This is a genomic window from Parabacteroides sp. AF48-14 (assembly GCF_003477465.1).
Taxonomy (GTDB): domain Bacteria; phylum Bacteroidota; class Bacteroidia; order Bacteroidales; family Tannerellaceae; genus Parabacteroides; species Parabacteroides acidifaciens.
Genome location: NZ_QUDI01000017.1, coordinates 35839 through 54110 on the forward strand (window position 1 = coordinate 35839; position 18272 = coordinate 54110).

An 18272-nucleotide genomic window follows, 5' to 3' on the forward strand; every position below is an offset into this window, starting at 1 on the left:
AATTAACCTATTATAAATAAATGTCTTATCTTTGACAATCACGACAAATCTTTAAACACAAATCAGAATGGAAAAGACACTTGTTATCCTGAAGCCATGTACCATTCAGCGAGGACTGATTGGGGAAATTATCTCCCGTTTCGAGAGAAAAGGCTTATGCCTGGCCGGTATGAAAATGACCTGGCTGACAGACGAGATCCTCAGTGAACACTATGCGCACCTGAAAGAAAAACCATTCTTCCAGCGCATCAAAGACGCCATGTCGGTATGTCCCGTAATCGTATGCTGTTGGGAAGGGGTAGACGCCATCCACGTCGTGCGCCAACTCGCGGGAGCCACCAACGGCAGGAATGCCCAGCCGGGAACGATACGCGGAGACTACAGCATGAGTGTCCAGGAAAACATCGTGCATGCCTCCGATTCGCCTGAAACGGCAGCTATCGAACTGAAACGTTTCTTCAACGACGATGAGATTTTCAATTACGAGATGAACAACCTCCTGGCCCTCTATGCCAACGACGAGTTCTGAAAAATAAAAGAGCCGGCATGCACCGGATAAATCCGAAACACACCGGCTCTGATATTTTAGAACCTTTGCCCTATCCTTCACGAACCGGGCAAAACAACCTAATTACTAATCTAAAAATCTAATACCATGAAAAAACACACTACATTTATATAACCAAAGCATACATCGAAAGGTTCACAAGGATTCCAATAATTGACAAAGAAACCGGTTCCGGTTGTTTAATTCCCGAATTGCCGCTATATTTGTACTGTATTTGTAATATAAGTACGGACATTATTAAACATATAAAATATGCACAACTGGTTTGAATGTAAAGTCTCCTTCGAAAAAGTGCTGGAGAATGGAATGCAAAAGAAAGTGACGGAACCTTATCTGGTTGACGCCCTGTCGTTCACGGAAGCGGAAGCCCGCATCATCGAAGAAATCCGTCCCTTCATATCCGGGGAATTTACAGTGACAGACATCAAACGCGCCCGCCTGTCGGAATTGTTTTTCAACGAAAACGGCGACCGTTTCTATAAAATCAAAGTCTACTTCATCACGCTCGACGAAAAGAGCGGAGCCGAAAAGAAAACCGCTGCACAAATGCTGGCGCAAGCCTCCAACCTGAAAGATGCCATTGCCGTATTGGAAGACGGCATGAAAGGCACATTGGCCGATTATACCATCGCATCCGTTGCGGAAACCCAGCTTATGGACGTCTTCCCCTTTGACGCCAACAACGTCCCCGCAGAGAAGAAATCCGGAGAAGAACTGATAGCCGAACAGAAAAAACAGGCGGAAGCAAGAGAGGCATGAGCATCACCGAAAATATAACAAGACTGAGAGCATCGCTGCCGGCAGGTGTCACGCTGGTGGCGGTCTCCAAGTTTCATCCCGTCGAGGCCCTGCAGGAAGCCTACGATGCCGGACAACGTGTATTTGGTGAAAGCCGGGCCCAGGAACTGACAGCGAAACAAAAAGTATTGCCCGGTGACATAGAATGGCATTTTATCGGCCCGCTTCAAAGCAATAAGGTGAAAGACATCGCGCCGTTCATCCACACCATCCACAGCATCGACTCGCTGAAGTTGCTGCAGGAGGTGAACAAACAGGCAGCCAAGCACGAACGCATCGTCAACATCCTGTTAGAGATACACGTCGCACAGGAAGAAGCCAAACACGGGTTCAGCCCTGACGAATGCCGCGAACTATTGCGGGGACTGGCGCCCGACACCCTCCCGCATATCCGTATTTCCGGACTCATGGGAATGGCTACCAACACCGACGACACGACGCTGATACAACAGGAGTTCCATGCGCTTCACGCTCTTTTCACTGAGCTGAAAGAATCTGTTTTTAAAGGGGACAGCCATTTTCGTGAACTGTCCATGGGAATGAGCCACGACTACCCTATCGCCATCCGTGAAGGCAGCACAATGATACGTGTCGGCACAAGCATTTTCGGAGAAAGGGAGTATTGAGCTTTTAACCATTTTAAATAGCATGAATGGATATACGACAAAATAAATATTTACTTTTGTAATTGTTGAACATAATTGAATCTGACATGATTGACATTAAAACCCAATATGCGGGCCTTACGCTCCGTAATCCACTGATCGTTGGCAGTTCAGGATTAACAAACAGCCCTGAACGGAATAAAGAATTTGAAAAAGCCGGTGCCGGTGCTATCGTATTGAAATCACTCTTCGAAGAGCAGATTGAAATGCAGAGCGACGTACTGATGCAGGATTCGGATTATCCCGAAGCAGCCGATTACATACACGGTTATGTAAAAGCCAATCAGATAAACAGCTATCTGGAACTGATCCAGAAAACGAAAGAGCTATGTACCATCCCCGTCATTGCAAGCATCAACTGCTACAAATCGGATGCGTGGATCGAATTTGCACGCCAGATCCAACTGGCAGGAGCCGACGCCCTCGAGCTGAACGTGTTCTTTTTAGAGACAGATCTGAACTACAGCAGTGAAAACATGCGCGACCTGTATGTCAGCATCATCCGTAAAGTCAAGGAAACCATTTCCATTCCGGTGATGATTAAAATAAGCAAAATGGTCGGAAATATTCCGGCACTTGCCCATACGCTGACGATTAACGGCGCAGACGGCATCGTCCTGTTTAACCGTTTCTACCAACCGGACATCGACATCAACAACATGCAAATCGTATCCGGTAACGTATTCAGCAACCATTCCGACCTGAGCGATACGTTGCGCTGGACAGCCATTGTCTCCGGCAAGATACCCGGAATCAGCATCGCCTCCTCTACCGGAGTACACGACTGGGAAGATGTCGTCAAATGCCTGCTGGCAGGCGCATCTGCCGTACAGATGTGTAGCGCAGTTTACACGCATGGAGCAGAAATCATCTCACAAGTGCTTACCTGCATAGAAGAATGGATGCACCAGGCACACTACCAGTCGCTCGACCAGTTTAAAGGCAAACTGAACTATGCCAACATCCCGAATCCGGCCATGTACGAACGGTCGCAGTTTATGAAATACTTCTCTAACAGAGACTAAACGTATTCTTAACTTATCACACAAAAAAGAGAATGGAGCATATCTATTCTCTTTTTTGTTTTCCGACAGTTCCAGACGGTTTCAAAAAGAAATATTTATATCCGGATAAATATTTTCCACTAAACAATATTCATATTAAAAATAATATATATCTTTGCACACATCAACAATAAACAAAGACATGGAATCAATTTGTGCGATTAAAGATATATACAAAACATTATATCAATTCGAGAAAGCATTTGCCGAAGTACACGATATTACAATCAACGAGGCCATGCTGCTCTGCTGCCTGAAAGACGGCGAGACAAAATCAGCGGGAATGATCAGCGAATACATCGGCCTGTCGAACTCACGCGTCTCGAAAGTGATAACAGCAGTTGAGAACAAAGGCTATATCCGCCGCAATATCAATAAAAACGATAAACGGCAGATGTTCTTCTCCCTCACCCCTGACGGGAAAGAAAAAATACGGCAAATGATGAACGCGGAGTTACGCTTCGACGGACTGTTCGGGAAACTGAAAGCTTGTATGGAAAAGGGTTGATCCCTTTTTTTACCCAAATATTTTCTATTAGCAAATATGTATAATAAACATAAACAATTATAGCAACATGAAGTACTTAATTATCGGAGGTGTAGCCGGAGGTGCTACCGTAGCAGCACGCCTGCGCAGGATGGACGAAAAGGCCAATATCATCCTGTTTGAACGAGGTAAATATGTATCGTATGCAAACTGTGGACTACCTTATTATATAGGTGGCACGATCAACAGCCGTGAGAAACTATTCGTACAAACGGTAAAAGGCTTTACAAGCCGTTTCCGCATCGACATCCGCACCGAACAGGAGGTGACCGCCATCCATCCGGACAAAAAAGAGGTCGAAGTGAAGAACCTATCCACCGGCGAAACCTATACGGAAAGTTACGACAAGCTGGTTCTCTCGCCGGGTGCCGAACCGCTCCGCCCGGGCATCGAAGGAATCGGAAGCAAAAAGATATTCACCCTCCGCAACGTGCCTGACACAGACACGATCAAGGCATACGTCAACGAAGAAAAGCCTAAACGCGCCGTTGTAGTGGGCGGCGGATTCATAGGCTTAGAGATGGCAGAAAACCTGCATGAACAGGGAATCCACGTCGATGTAGTGGAAATGGCAAACCAGGTGATGGCTCCGTTAGACTTCTCGATGGCAGCAATCGTACACCAGCAACTGGCAGACAAAGGAGTCGGCCTGCATCTTGAGGATGGCGTCAGCCGATTCGAGGAAAAGGATGGCGGTGTGACCGTACACCTGCGTAGCGGTAAACAAATTGCGACCGACATGGTATTGCTTAGCATCGGCGTACGCCCGGAAACCAGACTGGCAAAAGAGGCCGGCCTGTCTCTCGGATCGTTGGGAGGCATTGCCGTCAATGAATATATGCAGACTTCCGACCCGGACATCTATGCCCTTGGCGATGCCGTAGAGGTACGCCACCTCGTGACCGGCAAGCCGGCCCTCATCCCGTTGGCAGGACCGGCCAACAAACAAGGCCGGATCGTAGCCGATAATATCGTATACGGAAACAAAGAAGTGTATCCGGGAACGATGGGTACATCTATCGCCAAAGTGTTCGACCTGACGGTTGCCACTGCCGGCGCCAATGCCAAGTTGCTGAAACGGGAGAAGATCGTTTATCTGTCCTCCTACACACATAGCGCGTCGCATGCGGGCTACTATCCCGGCGCCATTCCGCTGTCTGTCAAGATACTGTTTGCTCCGGAAAGCGGGAAGTTGTTAGGGGCGCAAGTAGTCGGCTTTGCAGGAGTGGACAAACGGATCGAGATGCTGGCACAGGTGATCCAGCGCGGCGGAACGGTCTACGACCTGATTGAATTGGAACACGCCTATGCTCCCCCCTACTCGTCTGCCAAAGACCCGGTGAACATGGCAGGGTTCGTTGCCGAGAATATACTGAAGGGAAAATCCCGGATCATCCACTGGCGCGAAATAGACGGACTATCCGCCGACACGATACGGCTTGATGTCCGTACACGCGAGGAATACAAATTAGGTACGATCCCCGGTTTTATCAATATCCCGGTAGACGAACTGCGCGAACATCTTGCCGAACTGCCGAAAGAGAAACAGATCGTCGTGACCTGTGCTGTCGGGTTGCGTGGTTACTTGGCCTATCGCATCCTGACACAGAACGGATTTACAAATGTGCGCAACCTGTCCGGAGGTTACAAGACATGGAGCGTAGCGACCGCCCCTGTTAAAGAGATAGACGATTGCCCGGCAAACTCGTCGCAGACTGCAAACTGCGGATGTGCGGCGTCTCAAGCCACCACCCTGAAAGTAGACGCCTGCGGACTGATGTGCCCGGGGCCCGTGATGCAACTTAAGAAGAACTATGCGACACTCGGCGCAGGCGAACAGCTTCTGATTACAGCCACCGACCAGGCTTTCGGCAAAGATGTAGCCTCCTGGTGCAAAATGACCGGTGCCAAACTGGTATCACTGGAAAATAAAAACGGAGTAGTTGCCGCCACAATCCGCAAACAGGAGAAGCAGGAGGTTTGCAACCTTCCGGGCAAGGCGGCCGACAACAAGACGCTGATCGTCTTTAGTGACGACCTCGACAAAGCATTGGCCTCCTTCGCCATTGCCAACGGAGCGGCATCGACAGGCCGGAAAGTGACAATGTTCTTCACCTTCTGGGGACTGGACATCATCAAGAAACCCCGAAAACCAACCGTCTCAAAAGACCTTTTCGGCAAAATGTTCGGCTGGATGCTCCCGGCGCACAGCGGAAAGCTCAAACTGTCGAAAATGAATATGGGCGGCGCCGGAAGCCGGATGATGCGCCTCATCATGAAAAAGAAGCGGATCGACAGCTTGGAAAGCCTCATACAACAAGCCGTAGACAATGGCATCGAAATGATTGCCTGCACCATGAGCATGGACGTTATGGGCATACAGAAAGAGGAACTGCTGGACAACGTCACGCTGGGCGGCGTAGCTCCTACCTCGAACGGGCGGAGGAAGCGAATGTGAACCTGTTCATCTGACAAACATCGGTTCATATCTGACCGAAGCAACGTTGATTTCCATCTCCACAGCGGGCATTCTTTCTGCTGAAACTTTCAGTCGCATTGTTCCGCTCTTCGTGCCAGGTTGCAAAATAACCTGGCACTTTCCTTGATACGTAGTGCAGGCCGGATTGCGGAAACTCTCCATATCATCCGGCGCAGCATTACCGGAGGCAAGCAAAGTGCCCTCTCCTTCCACTGAGAACCGAATACGAGCCGGACAATCAGGTACTACACGTCCCTCCTCATCCACGACGCGAACCTGCACAAAAGCCAGGTCATTCGGATCGGCTGCTACCGTTGTCTTCTCCGGAACCAGCACGATATGATGCGGCCGGCCGGTTGTTCGCAACGATTTACGTACGACCTCCCGCCCCTCTTTTATACCGACAGCAAGAAGTTCGCCCGCAGAGAAGGGGACATCAAAGGCTGCAACTAACTTACCGGTTACGGCCTTCGTCTCCAACAACTTCCCATTCAGATACAGCCGCACGGAGTCACAGCGCGAGTAAGCACGGACATTCAGCGTTTCCCCTTCATGCCCCCGCCAGTTCCAATGAGGCTGTTCGTCCGGCCAGCCCCATTTGCTGATCACTTCGCGCTCACCTGCGGGGACAGGAGCATGGACAAGCAGTTCCAGATCACTCCTTCCCCACACCACATCACGGAAGAAAGACTGCGGTTTCTTATCTCCGTTTATATCCAGGTCACCACAGTTGGACAGATACCAGGGCCACGAACGGGTGGGCGTCGAATAGGGCCTGTCGTCACGGGTGTAACTAAAATTACCGATTCCGACCTCTCCTATATAATCCATTCCGGTCCAGACAAAATCCCCCAACACAAAGGGATAAAGATTTGCCGCCTGCCAGTTTTCAAGCGTCTCGATAGGGAAACTTTCGGTGCCGACCATTATCCGGAAAGGATGCGCCCTATTGTCGGAAAGGTAACGCCCTTTTTCGTAATTGTAGCCACTCAAATCCAGCAGGGCATACGCAGGGGCGGATTCTTCCCACACACGCCCTTTCTGTTCCCAGAAAGCGCAAATCGCCTGCGTGACGGGGCGGGTCGTATCGAGGGACTTCACAACCGAAACCAATTCGGCTGCAATCCTGAGCCCGGAGCTATCGGCACGCTCGTATATCTCGTTGCCGATACTCCAGATAATGACACTGGGATGATTGCGGTCACGTTTCACGAACGACGCCAGGTTCCGTGCCGCATGTTCCCGGAAAAAGAGATGATAATCCAAGTCGCGCTTAGGATGTTCCCACATATCGAAAGCCTCGTCAATCACCAGCATCCCCAAACGGTCGCAGGCATCGAGAAACTGTTCGGAAGGCGGGTTATGGCTGGTGCGGATGGCATTGAAGCCGTTTTCTTTCAGCAGGCGCACCTTGCGCATTTCCGCACCGTCATAAGCGGCTGCCCCTAACAGACCGTTATCGTGATGCAGACAAGCCCCTTTCAACTTGACAGGGATGCCGTTCAACAAAAAACCTTTGTTCACAGAGAAATCCAGCGAACGGATGCCGAAAGCAGTCCGGTAGAAATCGGTCGTTTCACCTGAAGAGAGAATCCGAATGCGGGCTTCATACAAGGCAGGAGAGTCGACCGACCATAGTTCCGGCCGCTCCACTTCAGCTGTAAGCCGGAAAGTCTCCGACCCGTTTGCACCGATCTTGCCGGGACATTCTTTCGTCTCGACGGCAGTTCCGTCGGGTTGCACAAGCGTAAGCTGCACAACCACATCCGCCTCTGTATCCGTCAGGTTCCGGACAGGAAGAGTGATGTCCACTTTTGCCTGTGCAGGCGTGATTTCGGGTGTCTGTACCTGTACCTCATCATCCGGAATAAAGAGCTTACCAGAGACAGCCAGCCTGACATGCCGGTAGATGCCCGATCCGGGATACCACCGGCTGTTATCGCCAGGATTAAAGGCGCGGACTACAATCAAGTTCTCTTTTCCGGCAGGATTCAGGAATGGAGTCAGATCGTATCCGAAAGGCATATATCCATTCGGATGGAAACCGAGGTGATGCCCGTTGATCCAGACATCCGAACGTTCCATCACACCATCGAAACGGATGCCGACCTGTTGCCGGGAAGTCCATTCGTCCAATATGAAACGCTTGCGATACCAACCTGTCCCGCCCGGAATATTACCGGTGGAGATCGAATCCTTGATCCCTTTTACAAACGGGCCAACGTGTCGGTCGTCCTCGGATAGCGGCGTTCGATGCTGAAATCGTGCGGAAGCGTGAGTGTGCGCCAACCGGAGTCGTCGAAGGAGATACCGGAGGCATCCACCACGGAATCTTCGCAGAACTTCCAGTCTTCGTCAAACAGGCGGTCACCGTAGAGTGTCGCGGCATAAGCGGGATCGGTAGACGGAGCCTGCAGCTCAGGGTATTTAACTCCGTAATATCCCGTAACGGCGGCAAGCAGGAAGTAGTAATTATCAGCCAGGTAATTATATCCGGTAGGAGCCCCTCCTTTTGTCCGCCAGTCTACACTTTGCAGATAGCCGGTGAATACGCCGGAATGGGTATATTCGCGCTCGTAAGTCGCCATCATGGTGAAAAGAATCTCGTCGGCATCACGGCGCATTCCGACGTTATATAATGCCTGAATGAAATGATAAGCCGCCTGACCGCAAAGGCCGCCATTTTCGTAGCGTCCCCAGCGAGTCATTTCCTCCCAGGTTCCCAAGTCCTCTTTGGCTACGGGAACAAGCGGGCCGGGTATGCCGTAGACATAATCATATCCCTCCTCCTTCAGCTTCTTCAACATCTTTTGCAGGATTTGGCGGGCACGCTTTTCGGGCACCAAGCCTTCGTTGATCGCCATCGAACTGATAAAGGTGAACTGGTAATCGTGCACTCTCCCGTCACGGCTGATCCATCCGGCATACATTCCGGTTTCCGGATTATAGAATGTGGAATCAAAGGCCGAACGGAACTTATCGAGCTGAGTACCGACCGCCTTGGCTTCATCCGGCAGACCAAGCAGGTTTAGCACTTTCTGCATTCCGGTCAAAGCACGATAGGCGTGCAGGTTGACATAAGCGTCTTTATGCCCGAATGCAAAATCGTCCCACCAATTCAGGCTTTCGCGGTTCGGAGTCATATAATTCCCGTGGAAAGGAGATTCAAAAATACCATCTCCATCCGTATCAGTAGCCAAGACACCGCGTACGAGCCGGGAAATCTCATCCTGATAGCGCCGGATAAAAGTCCAATCGTTCGTCGCTAACAGGTAGTCATAGAGGGAGATCAGCGTCACTTCAGTACTTTCCCACCCGTAACCTCCGCCAAGGCGGTTGTTTTCGCCGATCCGTTCGCGCAAAGCCACTTCGATGGAAGTACGCAGAGCGTCGCATACCGAATACGTCCCGAACAAAGCGGGCGTGAAGGGAATCATATCCGCCTTAAACGCCAAAGCCAGATGTCCGACACCTTCCAGAAGGATGTTATCGCCCATCGACTGATGGATAGGATTGACCGTAAATGTGTTCTGCCAGCAACGCTTCAAACCGTCGAAGCGGGCGTCCGAGAAGTCACAGCCCGGAAGCTGCGGATAGTTTTCTTCGAGCACCGTAAAGGTTAATCCGGCCTCCTTCAATGGTTTCTCCGAATGGAAAGACAGGATGACCGAACCTGTGTGGACGGACTTCCGCCAGGCATGCCCTCCACGATTGAAAGGGCCGAGGTTGAGCCCGGTATTGTCGTAGTCCGGCACGAAATGTTCCTGCAAATAAATGGCGGGATCGTCAGCTTCTACTTTCACCAACCCGCAGTCGGGGAAATGCAAAACGGCAGGAAGACGGAAAGAGGCTTTTATGATTTCCGGTGTATAGATAGAAACAGGAGTATCATATTGAGAAGAGGGTTCCCGCGTTGTTTTCTCCGCCCATACGGAAACCGGAGAAATATCGGGAGCAGTATACACACGGAAAAACTCGCCTTCAATAGCATCCGACACACTCCGGACAGACAGGCTGAAACGCCTGTCACCCGAAGGTTCGACAACACAATCCAGCCGGTTCTTCCCCCCAAGAGGCACATCTTCATAAACCGTTTTCCAACCGTCGCAAACCGCAGGCGCCTGTTTATCGAAAGAACTTTCACCCTCTCCTATCAGGCATCCGCCTTTTCCGGGACGCAACAGCGACTTGTCCTGATAACGCCTGTTCCTTCCGCCCGATTCGACATTGAAATAAGACATCATCGGAAAATCTTTTGCCCAGGAAAGGGCATAATACGGGGAAACATAGGTGATAAAATCTCCGGAAGTGTCCACCTTTACATGAGAAGCGTCCTCCTCCGGCCGATCAACAAGGATAAAGACGGGGCGCTCACTGACATCGACTTCCACCTTGCCGGCTTTGACGGAAAGCGTTCGTTTCTCACCAAATTCTTTCTTATCCTCCAAAGAAACCTGTACAGCCTCTTTGGCAGAAGGATAATCAAGGCGAAGCCGGTAGCGGTCTTTGCGTGTCCCGTCGCTGGTCGGACACCAGAGGCATATGCCAGCTTTCCGGTGTTCCGGTCTTTATAGCGATACACACAAATATCCTTATTACCCGATGCACATTCGGCATCGAACACCATACCGGAAAGAGCTGTTTTCATTGTTTTGACGTAATACCAGGATGGTTTGTATTCGCCATCCACCGTAAAGAATCCGCAACTTCCGTACACCCCCAGGGTATAGCCTTTTATGTCGTTGGCCAGAAACATCATCATGCGGTCCAGCCCGGCAGCCGAACCGGCAAGGTAAGCTCTGACAAGCCACTGCCCCTGTATCTCGTTCATGGTGATTCCGCCCGGATAAAGCTTATGGCCTTTGGCTGCGGACTGGTAAGTGTTCGGATCGGTGTCCCAACCAAATTCGGTGAGCCAGATCTCTTTGTCCGGCAGGTTGGCATTCCGCCACTTCACTAACTTTTCCAGTTTTTCCTTCAACCCGTCTTCCTCCGGACTGATCCCGTAGGCTGTTTCTTTCGGATGCTGCTTGCCACGTGTGTTACAGTAATGATGCACATTGATGACATCGGCAGGAAAAGAACCGTTGCGGTAGTAATCCGACCACAGCTTCATGGCCTGGATATAACTAAGGGACAAACCGACCAAGCCGCCGAATACATACTTCATATCCGGATCGGCCTGCTTTACCCCGAAGCCCTCGCCCATTGTTCCTAAATGGCCGTCGTAGGAGGCACTGCAAAAGGCGGAAAACACATAAGGATTGAAATGCTCCCCGGGATCGCCCCATTCACGGTTTCCTTCGTTCCAGTTCTCAAAATACCGGATCAAGCCGAGTCCGCTTTTCTTCGGGGCGGCTTCTGTGGTACGCAACAAGCGGTCGGGTATCTTCCGGGAACCATAGCGTGCGACATATTGAAAAGAATAATCGGCCATGACACGGTATGTCTCGGGATTAGCGGGATCACCTCCGAAATCTGGGATGCGCTCGGCCTGGTTTTTCGCATCCACATGGCGGTGTATGCAGGGGACGCAATCGACACCCATGTCTTTCAGTTTCCTGTAATAATCATCACTGTTGCCATCCCGCAAAGTCGCCCATGAAATAGGGGTTTGGAGATCCGTCACGCCATTCCAACCCCAAGGCCGGTATTCGCGGACACAACCTACCGCTTCGTGTGCCTTATCCGGGGTATTGATATAGGAATTCATACCGATGAAAAGATCCATCGGACAAGGTTCGGGACGCTTTCCGGCAGGCTTGGCCACAGGTTCGAGATCACCGAGCGGCTCGCCTTCTATCAGAATCTCATTGATGGCCAGGTCGCAATTCTCCGGGTATTGCCCGTCGAGATTACACATGACGGTTGCATTCTTCTGCAACTGGATATAGCGAGTTTGCATCGGACAAGCGATCTTCACCCACTTCCCGCCATTGCGGAGGGGTTGCCTGACCGAGTCGCACCATTCGAAAGGACGCCCGCCCGAAACTTTCAGATAGCCGCCTTCCACACGATAAGACTTCGGAGCGTCGAACACATAAACGGCGTCGATGCGGTACATCCGTTTCAAATCGATCACCAACCCGGCCGGCCAGCAATTCACATTGCCGGAAGTGATCCACCTGGTAATCGGTTTTTTACTCATATCCTGCTCATCGAACCATGACATATAGTCGCCCGAGCCGGATTCATCCGTCACCATATCTTCCGTTATCTTTATAATAGAGGCCTGTGCCCTGAGACCGGAACGGACAGCAGGGAACAATAAAGAGACAATTATCAGGAATATTCGTATATACATTGGTTTTTTCAAATATAAAATTGATTTCTATTTCTTAGCCTGTTCAGCTACATAATCGAGCACATCAGAGAATGTTCCGACCCAGATTTCATCGGAATGGGCAGCCAGGAAGTCCACTAACTTCTGGTGTTCAGCCGCATCGACCGTCAGATAATCGCCGCCAACGCCATGAAAGACGATGATGCCGAGTCCGTGTTTGTCGAGTGCATCCTGTACATATTTGATCAGGTCGTCAGCCTTGCATCCGGTCAAGGCGGGAAGAGTCGGGATCAAGGCAAAATTCAGCGTCTTCGCATCTTCCACCACATGCCGTCCGGCAGCTCCACGGCAATACTTGACCAGTCCGGAGTCCAGCAAAGGCCGGGAATAATCCTCTCCCCCGGCTACGCTTTGTCCGCAAGGATAGGCATAGGCATGTTCCTTTTTCCCGTCAATGGCATAGAGAAAACTGTTCATCATCCCGATCTCCGTCAGCATGTCTTTCACCGAATAGCATTCGAGGGAGCGGCAGAGTGAAGAAGATGATGTTTCAACAGTTCCGGCCAGACAGGGGTGAAAAAGGCTGTGGTTGCCCAATTCGTGTCCGCGCCGGGCAGCTTCGCGCCATTCGGGGACGTCGCTGTCTTTCACGACCTGGCCATAAAGGAAGAAGGTTCCCCGGAAACCTTTCGCTTCCAGTTGGGGCATCACGATATCGCGCTGGGATTTCAGCCCGTCGTCGTAGGTCAATACTATGGCAGCTTTTTTACCGTCCGGCCAGGAAATCTGTGCCTGTGCACCGCAAACGGACAGGCAAACGAGTAAGAGAATTAAAACCGTTTTATTCATAATTGTAATATTTACAGGAATTTCTCCCTAAATGTAATAGGTTTATCCGAATGAGTTATCCGGAAAGCATCTTTTAACGTAAAAAAGCTGCCGGAACTTCAAAAAACTCGTTGCAAAGCTGCAACTGATTTTTAGGAATCCCGACAGCCTTTTTCTTTTTATCAATCACCCAGAGCTGGGTTCAGCAAGACTTCCGTATAAGGAATCGGAGCAAAATATTTGCTCTTGTCGATCGAACCTTGCGGTTTCAGGTCGTCGGCATCTTTATATTGATTCATCTCCTCGACTTTCTCCGTGCGGACAAGATCGAACCAACGGCAGTATTCGCCACAGAATTCCCATCCCTTCTCGTCGATCACGGCATTCCGGAAAGCTGTCTGGTTCAAGCCTGCCGGCAAATCTTCCAGTCCGGCACGACGGCGTACCTTATTCACGCAATCGTATGCCATCGCATTCGGAGCCCCGTCAGCCATTGCCTGCGCCTCGGCATAAATCAGCAGGATTTCAGCGAAACGCAGGTAGTTCAGGTCGCGGCCACCCATATGGTCACTACCGCTGTAGTTCGGTTCGTTCGGAACCATCCCGTCGCGATATTTAGCTAAGAACGGATGCTTGAAAGTACTTTCCTGCCAAGGCGTTTGCGCACCATCGTACGGCTTGTGAAGAGTGTCAGGTAAGTTGCATCCTTACGCGGTCCTTCCGGGAAACGGTTAAAGAAACCAATCTCGCAAAACACCTGGTCCCATCCATTTTCCTCGCTCGGCTGTGTATTCAGGCCCGTGAACGTATTCATATTCTGATTTCCGCAATCATTAAAATTACAGAAGATAATAGCCCACAGGATTTCAGGGTTTCCGTCCGAATCCCATTTCCATAAATCAGCGAAATTCTCCAATAAATAGAAAAGACCGCTGTCGATCACATCCTTCGCTTCCTTAGCAGCCAAGGCATATTTATCCGTTTCGTTCAGCGGATAACCTGCCATCATCAGATAGACCTGTGCCAATACACCTTTGGCCGACATCTTACACGGACGTCCGACACTGGCCGGCAATTCGTCTGGGAGATTATCGATCGCATACTGCAAATCCTCTATAATCTGCGTATAGACCTCTTTGATCGGAGACTTAGGCAAATTATAATTCATTGTGTTATCCAATTGCAATGGTATTTCACCAAAAACACGAACCATCCAGAAATAAGACCAGGCACGCAAGAACCGCGCTTCCGACTTAGCCTTCGTCTTTGCAGATTCAGCAATGGTCATATTATCGACATTATTCAACAGATTATTGGCTGCGAAAACAACCCTGAAAGGAGCTGTCCACGAAGCAGCTTTCAAACCGTCATTCGTAGACGAAGGGTTAAAGGTATCGAACTGTACATAATCCGGTTTACCAGCTTGCGAAGTCAAATCGTCCGCCCCCATCAGAGGAACCCAAATATTCGTATGCCCCAATCCGCCCCAACGGTTGGAAGCCAACTGTGCATAAACTCCCGTCAGTGCTGCATCCAAATCCTCTTCCGTAGAGAAATAAGAATCGGCAACCAACGTTCCCGCAGGATTCTCATCCAAACTCTGGCAACCGCCAAACAACCCCAAGAAGCAAGCGCCTCCGAGAATAGATGAAACTATATATTTTAATGTATTCATATCTCAATAATTTAAAGTTGATTTATTAAAATGCAAACTTGACACCGACCATAAACGAACGGACAGCCGGATAACCGGAAGCGTCATACCCGAAAGCAGTATCACTGTTTCCGCTCATATTGGATTCCGGGTTATATCCGGAATATTTCGTAATCGTAAACAGATTCTGCGCGCTTACATACAATTTTGCTTCCTGTACGAATGTATTTCTTTTCAACTGATTGAAAGTATAGCCCAAAGTCAGGTTACTTAAACGTAAATAACTGCCATTCTCGAGCCAGCGATCCGATTGCGTTTCATTCCTGTTTGAGTTGCTGAATTCCGGGTAATTCGAATTTTCATTTGTCGGGCTCCAGCGATCCAATACGGCTACGTCGGTAGGAACATAGGCTGTATTCATAGTTGCACGCGTAAAATTCCAGATATCATTTCCCTGTACTCCATTGAAAAGGACATTCAAATCCCAGTTCTTATAGGAAACAGTCGTATTCCAGGAATAGGTAAACTTGGGCAGTGCATGGCCGATCACCGACATGTCTTCCCCATTGATCGTGTTATCGCCGTTCAGGTCGGCATATTTGCTATCACCCGGAACAGCTCCGTATTTAGCCGCTTCCGCCGCTTCACTGCTTTTCCAGGTACCCAGATACTGCAATCCGTACATTTGTCCGATCGGTTCACCTACGTGCAAGACCGAATATCCGGTATAAACACGAGAGCCATAGCTCGAATTTACGAATATCTCTTCTTCTTCACCCATATTCAACACCTTATTGCGGTTCAAACTAAGAGTAGCGCTTGTCTCGACAAACCAATCCTTACTATCGGCCAGAACGCCTGTCAGCATAAACTCCCATCCTTTATTCCGCATGGAACCGACATTCTTCAAAACCGAACCTCCGTACAGATAATCCGGAACAGAGACATTAAACAACAAGTCGACAGTCTTTTTGTAATAATAATCCACCGCACCGCTCAACCGTCCATTCAATACGGCAAAGTCCAGACCGACATTCGTCTGTTGCGTCGTCTCCCATTTCAAGTCCTGATTGGCAGGCGTAGACGGAGCAACACCAATCGAAGTCGATGTATTATCAAAATGATAATTCATCCCTTGGCCATTTCCGCTCGACATTTTCTGCAAGGTTGCATACGGTTGATAGCCTGGCTCCCGACATGCCCGTAACTTCCGCGTAACTTCAAATTCCGGAAAATATTCAAATCCTTGATGAACGGCTCGTCCGAAAGTCTCCAAGCCACTGCACCGGAAGGAAAATATCCGTATTTATTCCCTTTAGTAAATTTGGAAGAACCGTCTATACGCATGGAAGCCGTAAACAAATAACGATCCATCAAAGTATAGTTGACACGTCCCAGATAAGACTGTAACGACCATTCCGTATAACCGCTGGAAGCTGTCTGGTTAGAACCCAACCCTAAATTGTTCACTCCTAAAGCTATTGTCGAAAAGCCGGTCACATATGCACCTAATTGACGATTGATATATTTCTGTTGCTCATAGACCAACGTTGCATCCAATTTATGAATGCCATTAAACGTTTTACTGTATGCCAACTGGTTCGTATTCTGGTAAGAGACAACCATTCCGTCATAAGCTTGTGCAATAGCAGTTGTCACGGATGCATTTTTGTTATTCAAATCCAATGACGTGCTTTTGGTAGATATCAAGTTGGCACCACCGCTTACGGAAAGTTTCAATCCGTCGATAATCGTCCAGTTCAATTGCAAATTTGCCAACACCTTAAAGCCATATCCGTCTTCATCTCCGTTATGCAGCAGCCAAACGGGATTGGTTCCGACATTTCCATAAAGCCCTCCTGGAGTTTCATATTTACCATTATCATCAAAGATCCGTTCATCTGGCGGATACAGCAGGGCAGCGCTCACCGGATGACCATTGTAAGTAGCCGTGTTCAGATTCTTAGACTCGTAATAATTGCCATTCAGGTTAAACACGACATCAAAGTTATCCCTCACCTTGGAAGTAATATTGCCGGTAAAACCATATTTCTTATGGAAAGAATTCTCTACAACACCTTCCTGGTTCACATAAGAGGCAGAAAGATAGTATTTGATTTTACTCTGTCCGCCGCTAATCGCCAACTGATGGTTTTGAGAAACAGCCGAACGCAACACTTCATCCTGCCAGTTGATTCCTTTCCCCGTAGCAGCTAATTCCGCCTCAGAATAATAAGGATTGTTGCCAAGTGCCACCAACCGTTCATTAAAGACTCTCCTATATTGGGTTGCATCCAGCACATCCAACTTACGGAAAGGTTGATCGAAGCTGACAAAACCATTATATTCGACCTTCATTTCGCCTTCTTTAGCTGACTTTGTTGTTATCAAAACAACCCCGTTCGAACCCTGCGATCCGTACATGGAAGTGGCCGAAGCATCTTTCAATATCGTAATCGATTCGATATCGTTCGGATTAAGCATTGAATAATCGGCTCCCAGGAAACCGTCCACAACATAAAGCGGATCGTTGCTGCCGTTTACTGAGTTCGTACCACGAATACGGATCCTCATATTGGAACCGGGCGCACCGTTAGTCTGCGTGATCTGGACACCCGGCGCTTTACCGCGCAATGCCTCTTCTATTCGAAGTACAGGCTGGCGGGAAACATCGTCGAGGGAAACGGAAGATACGGCACCGGTAAGGTCTGCTTTCTTCGTCACACCGTAGCCTACAATCACGACATCAGACAGGGCGACGGCATCTTCTTTCAACACGACATTGATTGCCGTATTGCCTTTCAAGGCTATTTCCTGCGATTCCATTCCAATATATGAAATCTGCAAGATCGCATTAGCCGGTACATTTGACAAGTTAAAACGTCCTTCCGCATCCGTAATAGTACCGTTTACCGTACCTTTAACCGAAACATTAGCTCCGATAACAGGCTCGCTGTTTTCATCGACCACACGGCCACGCACATTTTGTACCAGCCCTGCTTGCCGAACCTGTTTAGGCATCAGGACGATTTGACGATTATTGATTTCGAATTGCAGATTGGTCGGCTTCAACATACGGTCTACGGCCATTTCAATCTCCTGGTTGTTTACCCGAAGGCTGACTTCCTGTTTCAGATCAGTTTTATCCACATCATAAAAGAAGGTATAACCACTGACCGATTCTATTTTTTTGATTGCTTCCGATAAAGGGATTTTAGAAAAAGACACTGTTATTTTCTCGTTTGCATTATCGGCGTGCACATAGGATGAGACTAACAGCAGAAAAATAAAGGACAGAAAAGATATCCTTTTTTTCGATAACATCTTTATATTATTCATATCTTTGCGTGAATTTAAAGTTAACATTAATGAGTTCAGTATCAGAC

The 18272-nt window shown here is 49.2% G+C and carries 12 protein-coding genes and 2 pseudogenes; 6 read left to right on the forward strand and 8 right to left on the reverse strand.

Features of this window, described 5'->3' with window-relative positions; all coding sequences use genetic code 11:
• Window positions 1-67: 67 nt before the first annotated feature.
• The 6 genes and pseudogenes from ndk to DW083_RS09680 all read left to right on the forward strand — a co-directional run bounded on the left by ndk (window position 68) and on the right by DW083_RS09680 (window position 6114).
• Complete coding sequence (ndk, locus tag DW083_RS09655) at window positions 68-529, forward strand: nucleoside-diphosphate kinase (protein WP_122332235.1); 462 nt, start codon at window positions 68-70, stop codon at window positions 527-529.
• Window positions 530-820: 291 nt separating this feature from the next.
• Entirely contained in the window at window positions 821-1327 is a 507-nt protein-coding gene (locus DW083_RS09660) for a DUF4494 domain-containing protein (RefSeq protein ID WP_115499061.1), read from the forward strand.
• Window positions 1324-1992: a YggS family pyridoxal phosphate-dependent enzyme gene (locus DW083_RS09665; protein WP_122332236.1), complete on the forward strand. Its 669-nt coding sequence runs from the start codon at window positions 1324-1326 to the stop codon at window positions 1990-1992. The genes DW083_RS09660 and DW083_RS09665 overlap by 4 nt, the downstream gene beginning before the upstream one ends.
• Window positions 1993-2078: 86 nt before the next feature.
• A complete protein-coding gene (locus tag DW083_RS09670) occupies window positions 2079-3056 on the forward strand; it encodes a dihydroorotate dehydrogenase-like protein (protein WP_122332269.1) in 978 nt (325 codons plus the stop codon).
• A 181-nt stretch (window positions 3057-3237) separates the two neighbouring features.
• Entirely contained in the window at window positions 3238-3603 is a 366-nt protein-coding gene (locus DW083_RS09675; RefSeq protein ID WP_115499064.1) for a MarR family winged helix-turn-helix transcriptional regulator, read from the forward strand.
• A gap of 67 nt (window positions 3604-3670) precedes the next feature.
• Window positions 3671-6114, forward strand: a pseudogene (locus tag DW083_RS09680) (FAD-dependent oxidoreductase).
• On the opposite strand, the gene DW083_RS09685 reads toward DW083_RS09680, so the two are convergent.
• The 8 genes and pseudogenes from DW083_RS09685 to DW083_RS09720 all read right to left on the reverse strand — a co-directional run bounded on the left by DW083_RS09685 (window position 6107) and on the right by DW083_RS09720 (window position 18252).
• Window positions 6107-8410, reverse strand: a complete 2304-nt coding sequence (locus DW083_RS09685; RefSeq protein WP_122332237.1) for a glycoside hydrolase family 2 TIM barrel-domain containing protein — start codon at window positions 8408-8410, stop codon at window positions 6107-6109. The pseudogene DW083_RS09680 and the gene DW083_RS09685 overlap by 8 nt on opposite strands.
• Entirely contained in the window at window positions 8329-10365 is a 2037-nt protein-coding gene (locus tag DW083_RS09690) for a hypothetical protein (RefSeq protein WP_370038963.1), read from the reverse strand. Before DW083_RS09690 ends, DW083_RS09685 begins: the two co-directional genes overlap by 82 nt.
• 74 nt (window positions 10366-10439) lie before the next feature.
• The gene (locus DW083_RS23595; RefSeq protein WP_122332239.1) at window positions 10440-12425 is read right to left on the reverse strand and encodes a hypothetical protein; all 1986 of its coding nucleotides are present in this window, start codon (window positions 12423-12425) and stop codon (window positions 10440-10442) included.
• A gap of 27 nt (window positions 12426-12452) precedes the next feature.
• Window positions 12453-13253: a polysaccharide deacetylase family protein gene (locus tag DW083_RS09700; protein ID WP_122332240.1), complete on the reverse strand. Its 801-nt coding sequence runs from the start codon at window positions 13251-13253 to the stop codon at window positions 12453-12455.
• A gap of 161 nt (window positions 13254-13414) precedes the next feature.
• Window positions 13415-13843: pseudogene (locus DW083_RS09705) on the reverse strand (RagB/SusD family nutrient uptake outer membrane protein); the annotation flags it as partial.
• Between the two features lie 8 nt (window positions 13844-13851).
• The gene (locus DW083_RS09710; protein ID WP_122332242.1) at window positions 13852-14907 is read right to left on the reverse strand and encodes a RagB/SusD family nutrient uptake outer membrane protein; all 1056 of its coding nucleotides are present in this window, start codon (window positions 14905-14907) and stop codon (window positions 13852-13854) included.
• Between the two features lie 25 nt (window positions 14908-14932).
• Entirely contained in the window at window positions 14933-16018 is a 1086-nt protein-coding gene (locus DW083_RS09715; RefSeq protein WP_158582105.1) for a TonB-dependent receptor, read from the reverse strand.
• The gene (locus DW083_RS09720) at window positions 16015-18252 is read right to left on the reverse strand and encodes a SusC/RagA family TonB-linked outer membrane protein (protein WP_122332244.1); all 2238 of its coding nucleotides are present in this window, start codon (window positions 18250-18252) and stop codon (window positions 16015-16017) included. Before DW083_RS09720 ends, DW083_RS09715 begins: the two co-directional genes overlap by 4 nt.
• Between the last annotated feature and the right edge of the window lie 20 nt (window positions 18253-18272).

Coding starts and splice junctions, on each gene's coding strand:
- ndk (WP_122332235.1), top strand. CDS start 68: ATGGAAAAGACACTTGTTATCCTGAAGCCATGTACCATTCAGCGAGGA.
- DW083_RS09660 (WP_115499061.1), top strand. CDS start 821: ATGCACAACTGGTTTGAATGTAAAGTCTCCTTCGAAAAAGTGCTGGAG.
- DW083_RS09665 (WP_122332236.1), top strand. CDS start 1,324: ATGAGCATCACCGAAAATATAACAAGACTGAGAGCATCGCTGCCGGCA.
- DW083_RS09670 (WP_122332269.1), top strand. CDS start 2,079: ATGATTGACATTAAAACCCAATATGCGGGCCTTACGCTCCGTAATCCA.
- DW083_RS09675 (WP_115499064.1), top strand. CDS start 3,238: ATGGAATCAATTTGTGCGATTAAAGATATATACAAAACATTATATCAA.
- DW083_RS09690 (WP_370038963.1), bottom strand. CDS start 10,365: ATGATGTCTTATTTCAATGTCGAATCGGGCGGAAGGAACAGGCGTTAT.
- DW083_RS23595 (WP_122332239.1), bottom strand. CDS start 12,425: ATGTATATACGAATATTCCTGATAATTGTCTCTTTATTGTTCCCTGCT.
- DW083_RS09700 (WP_122332240.1), bottom strand. CDS start 13,253: ATGAATAAAACGGTTTTAATTCTCTTACTCGTTTGCCTGTCCGTTTGC.
- DW083_RS09710 (WP_122332242.1), bottom strand. CDS start 14,907: ATGAATACATTAAAATATATAGTTTCATCTATTCTCGGAGGCGCTTGC.
- DW083_RS09715 (WP_158582105.1), bottom strand. CDS start 16,018: ATGAATTATCATTTTGATAATACATCGACTTCGATTGGTGTTGCTCCG.
- DW083_RS09720 (WP_122332244.1), bottom strand. CDS start 18,252: ATGTTAACTTTAAATTCACGCAAAGATATGAATAATATAAAGATGTTA.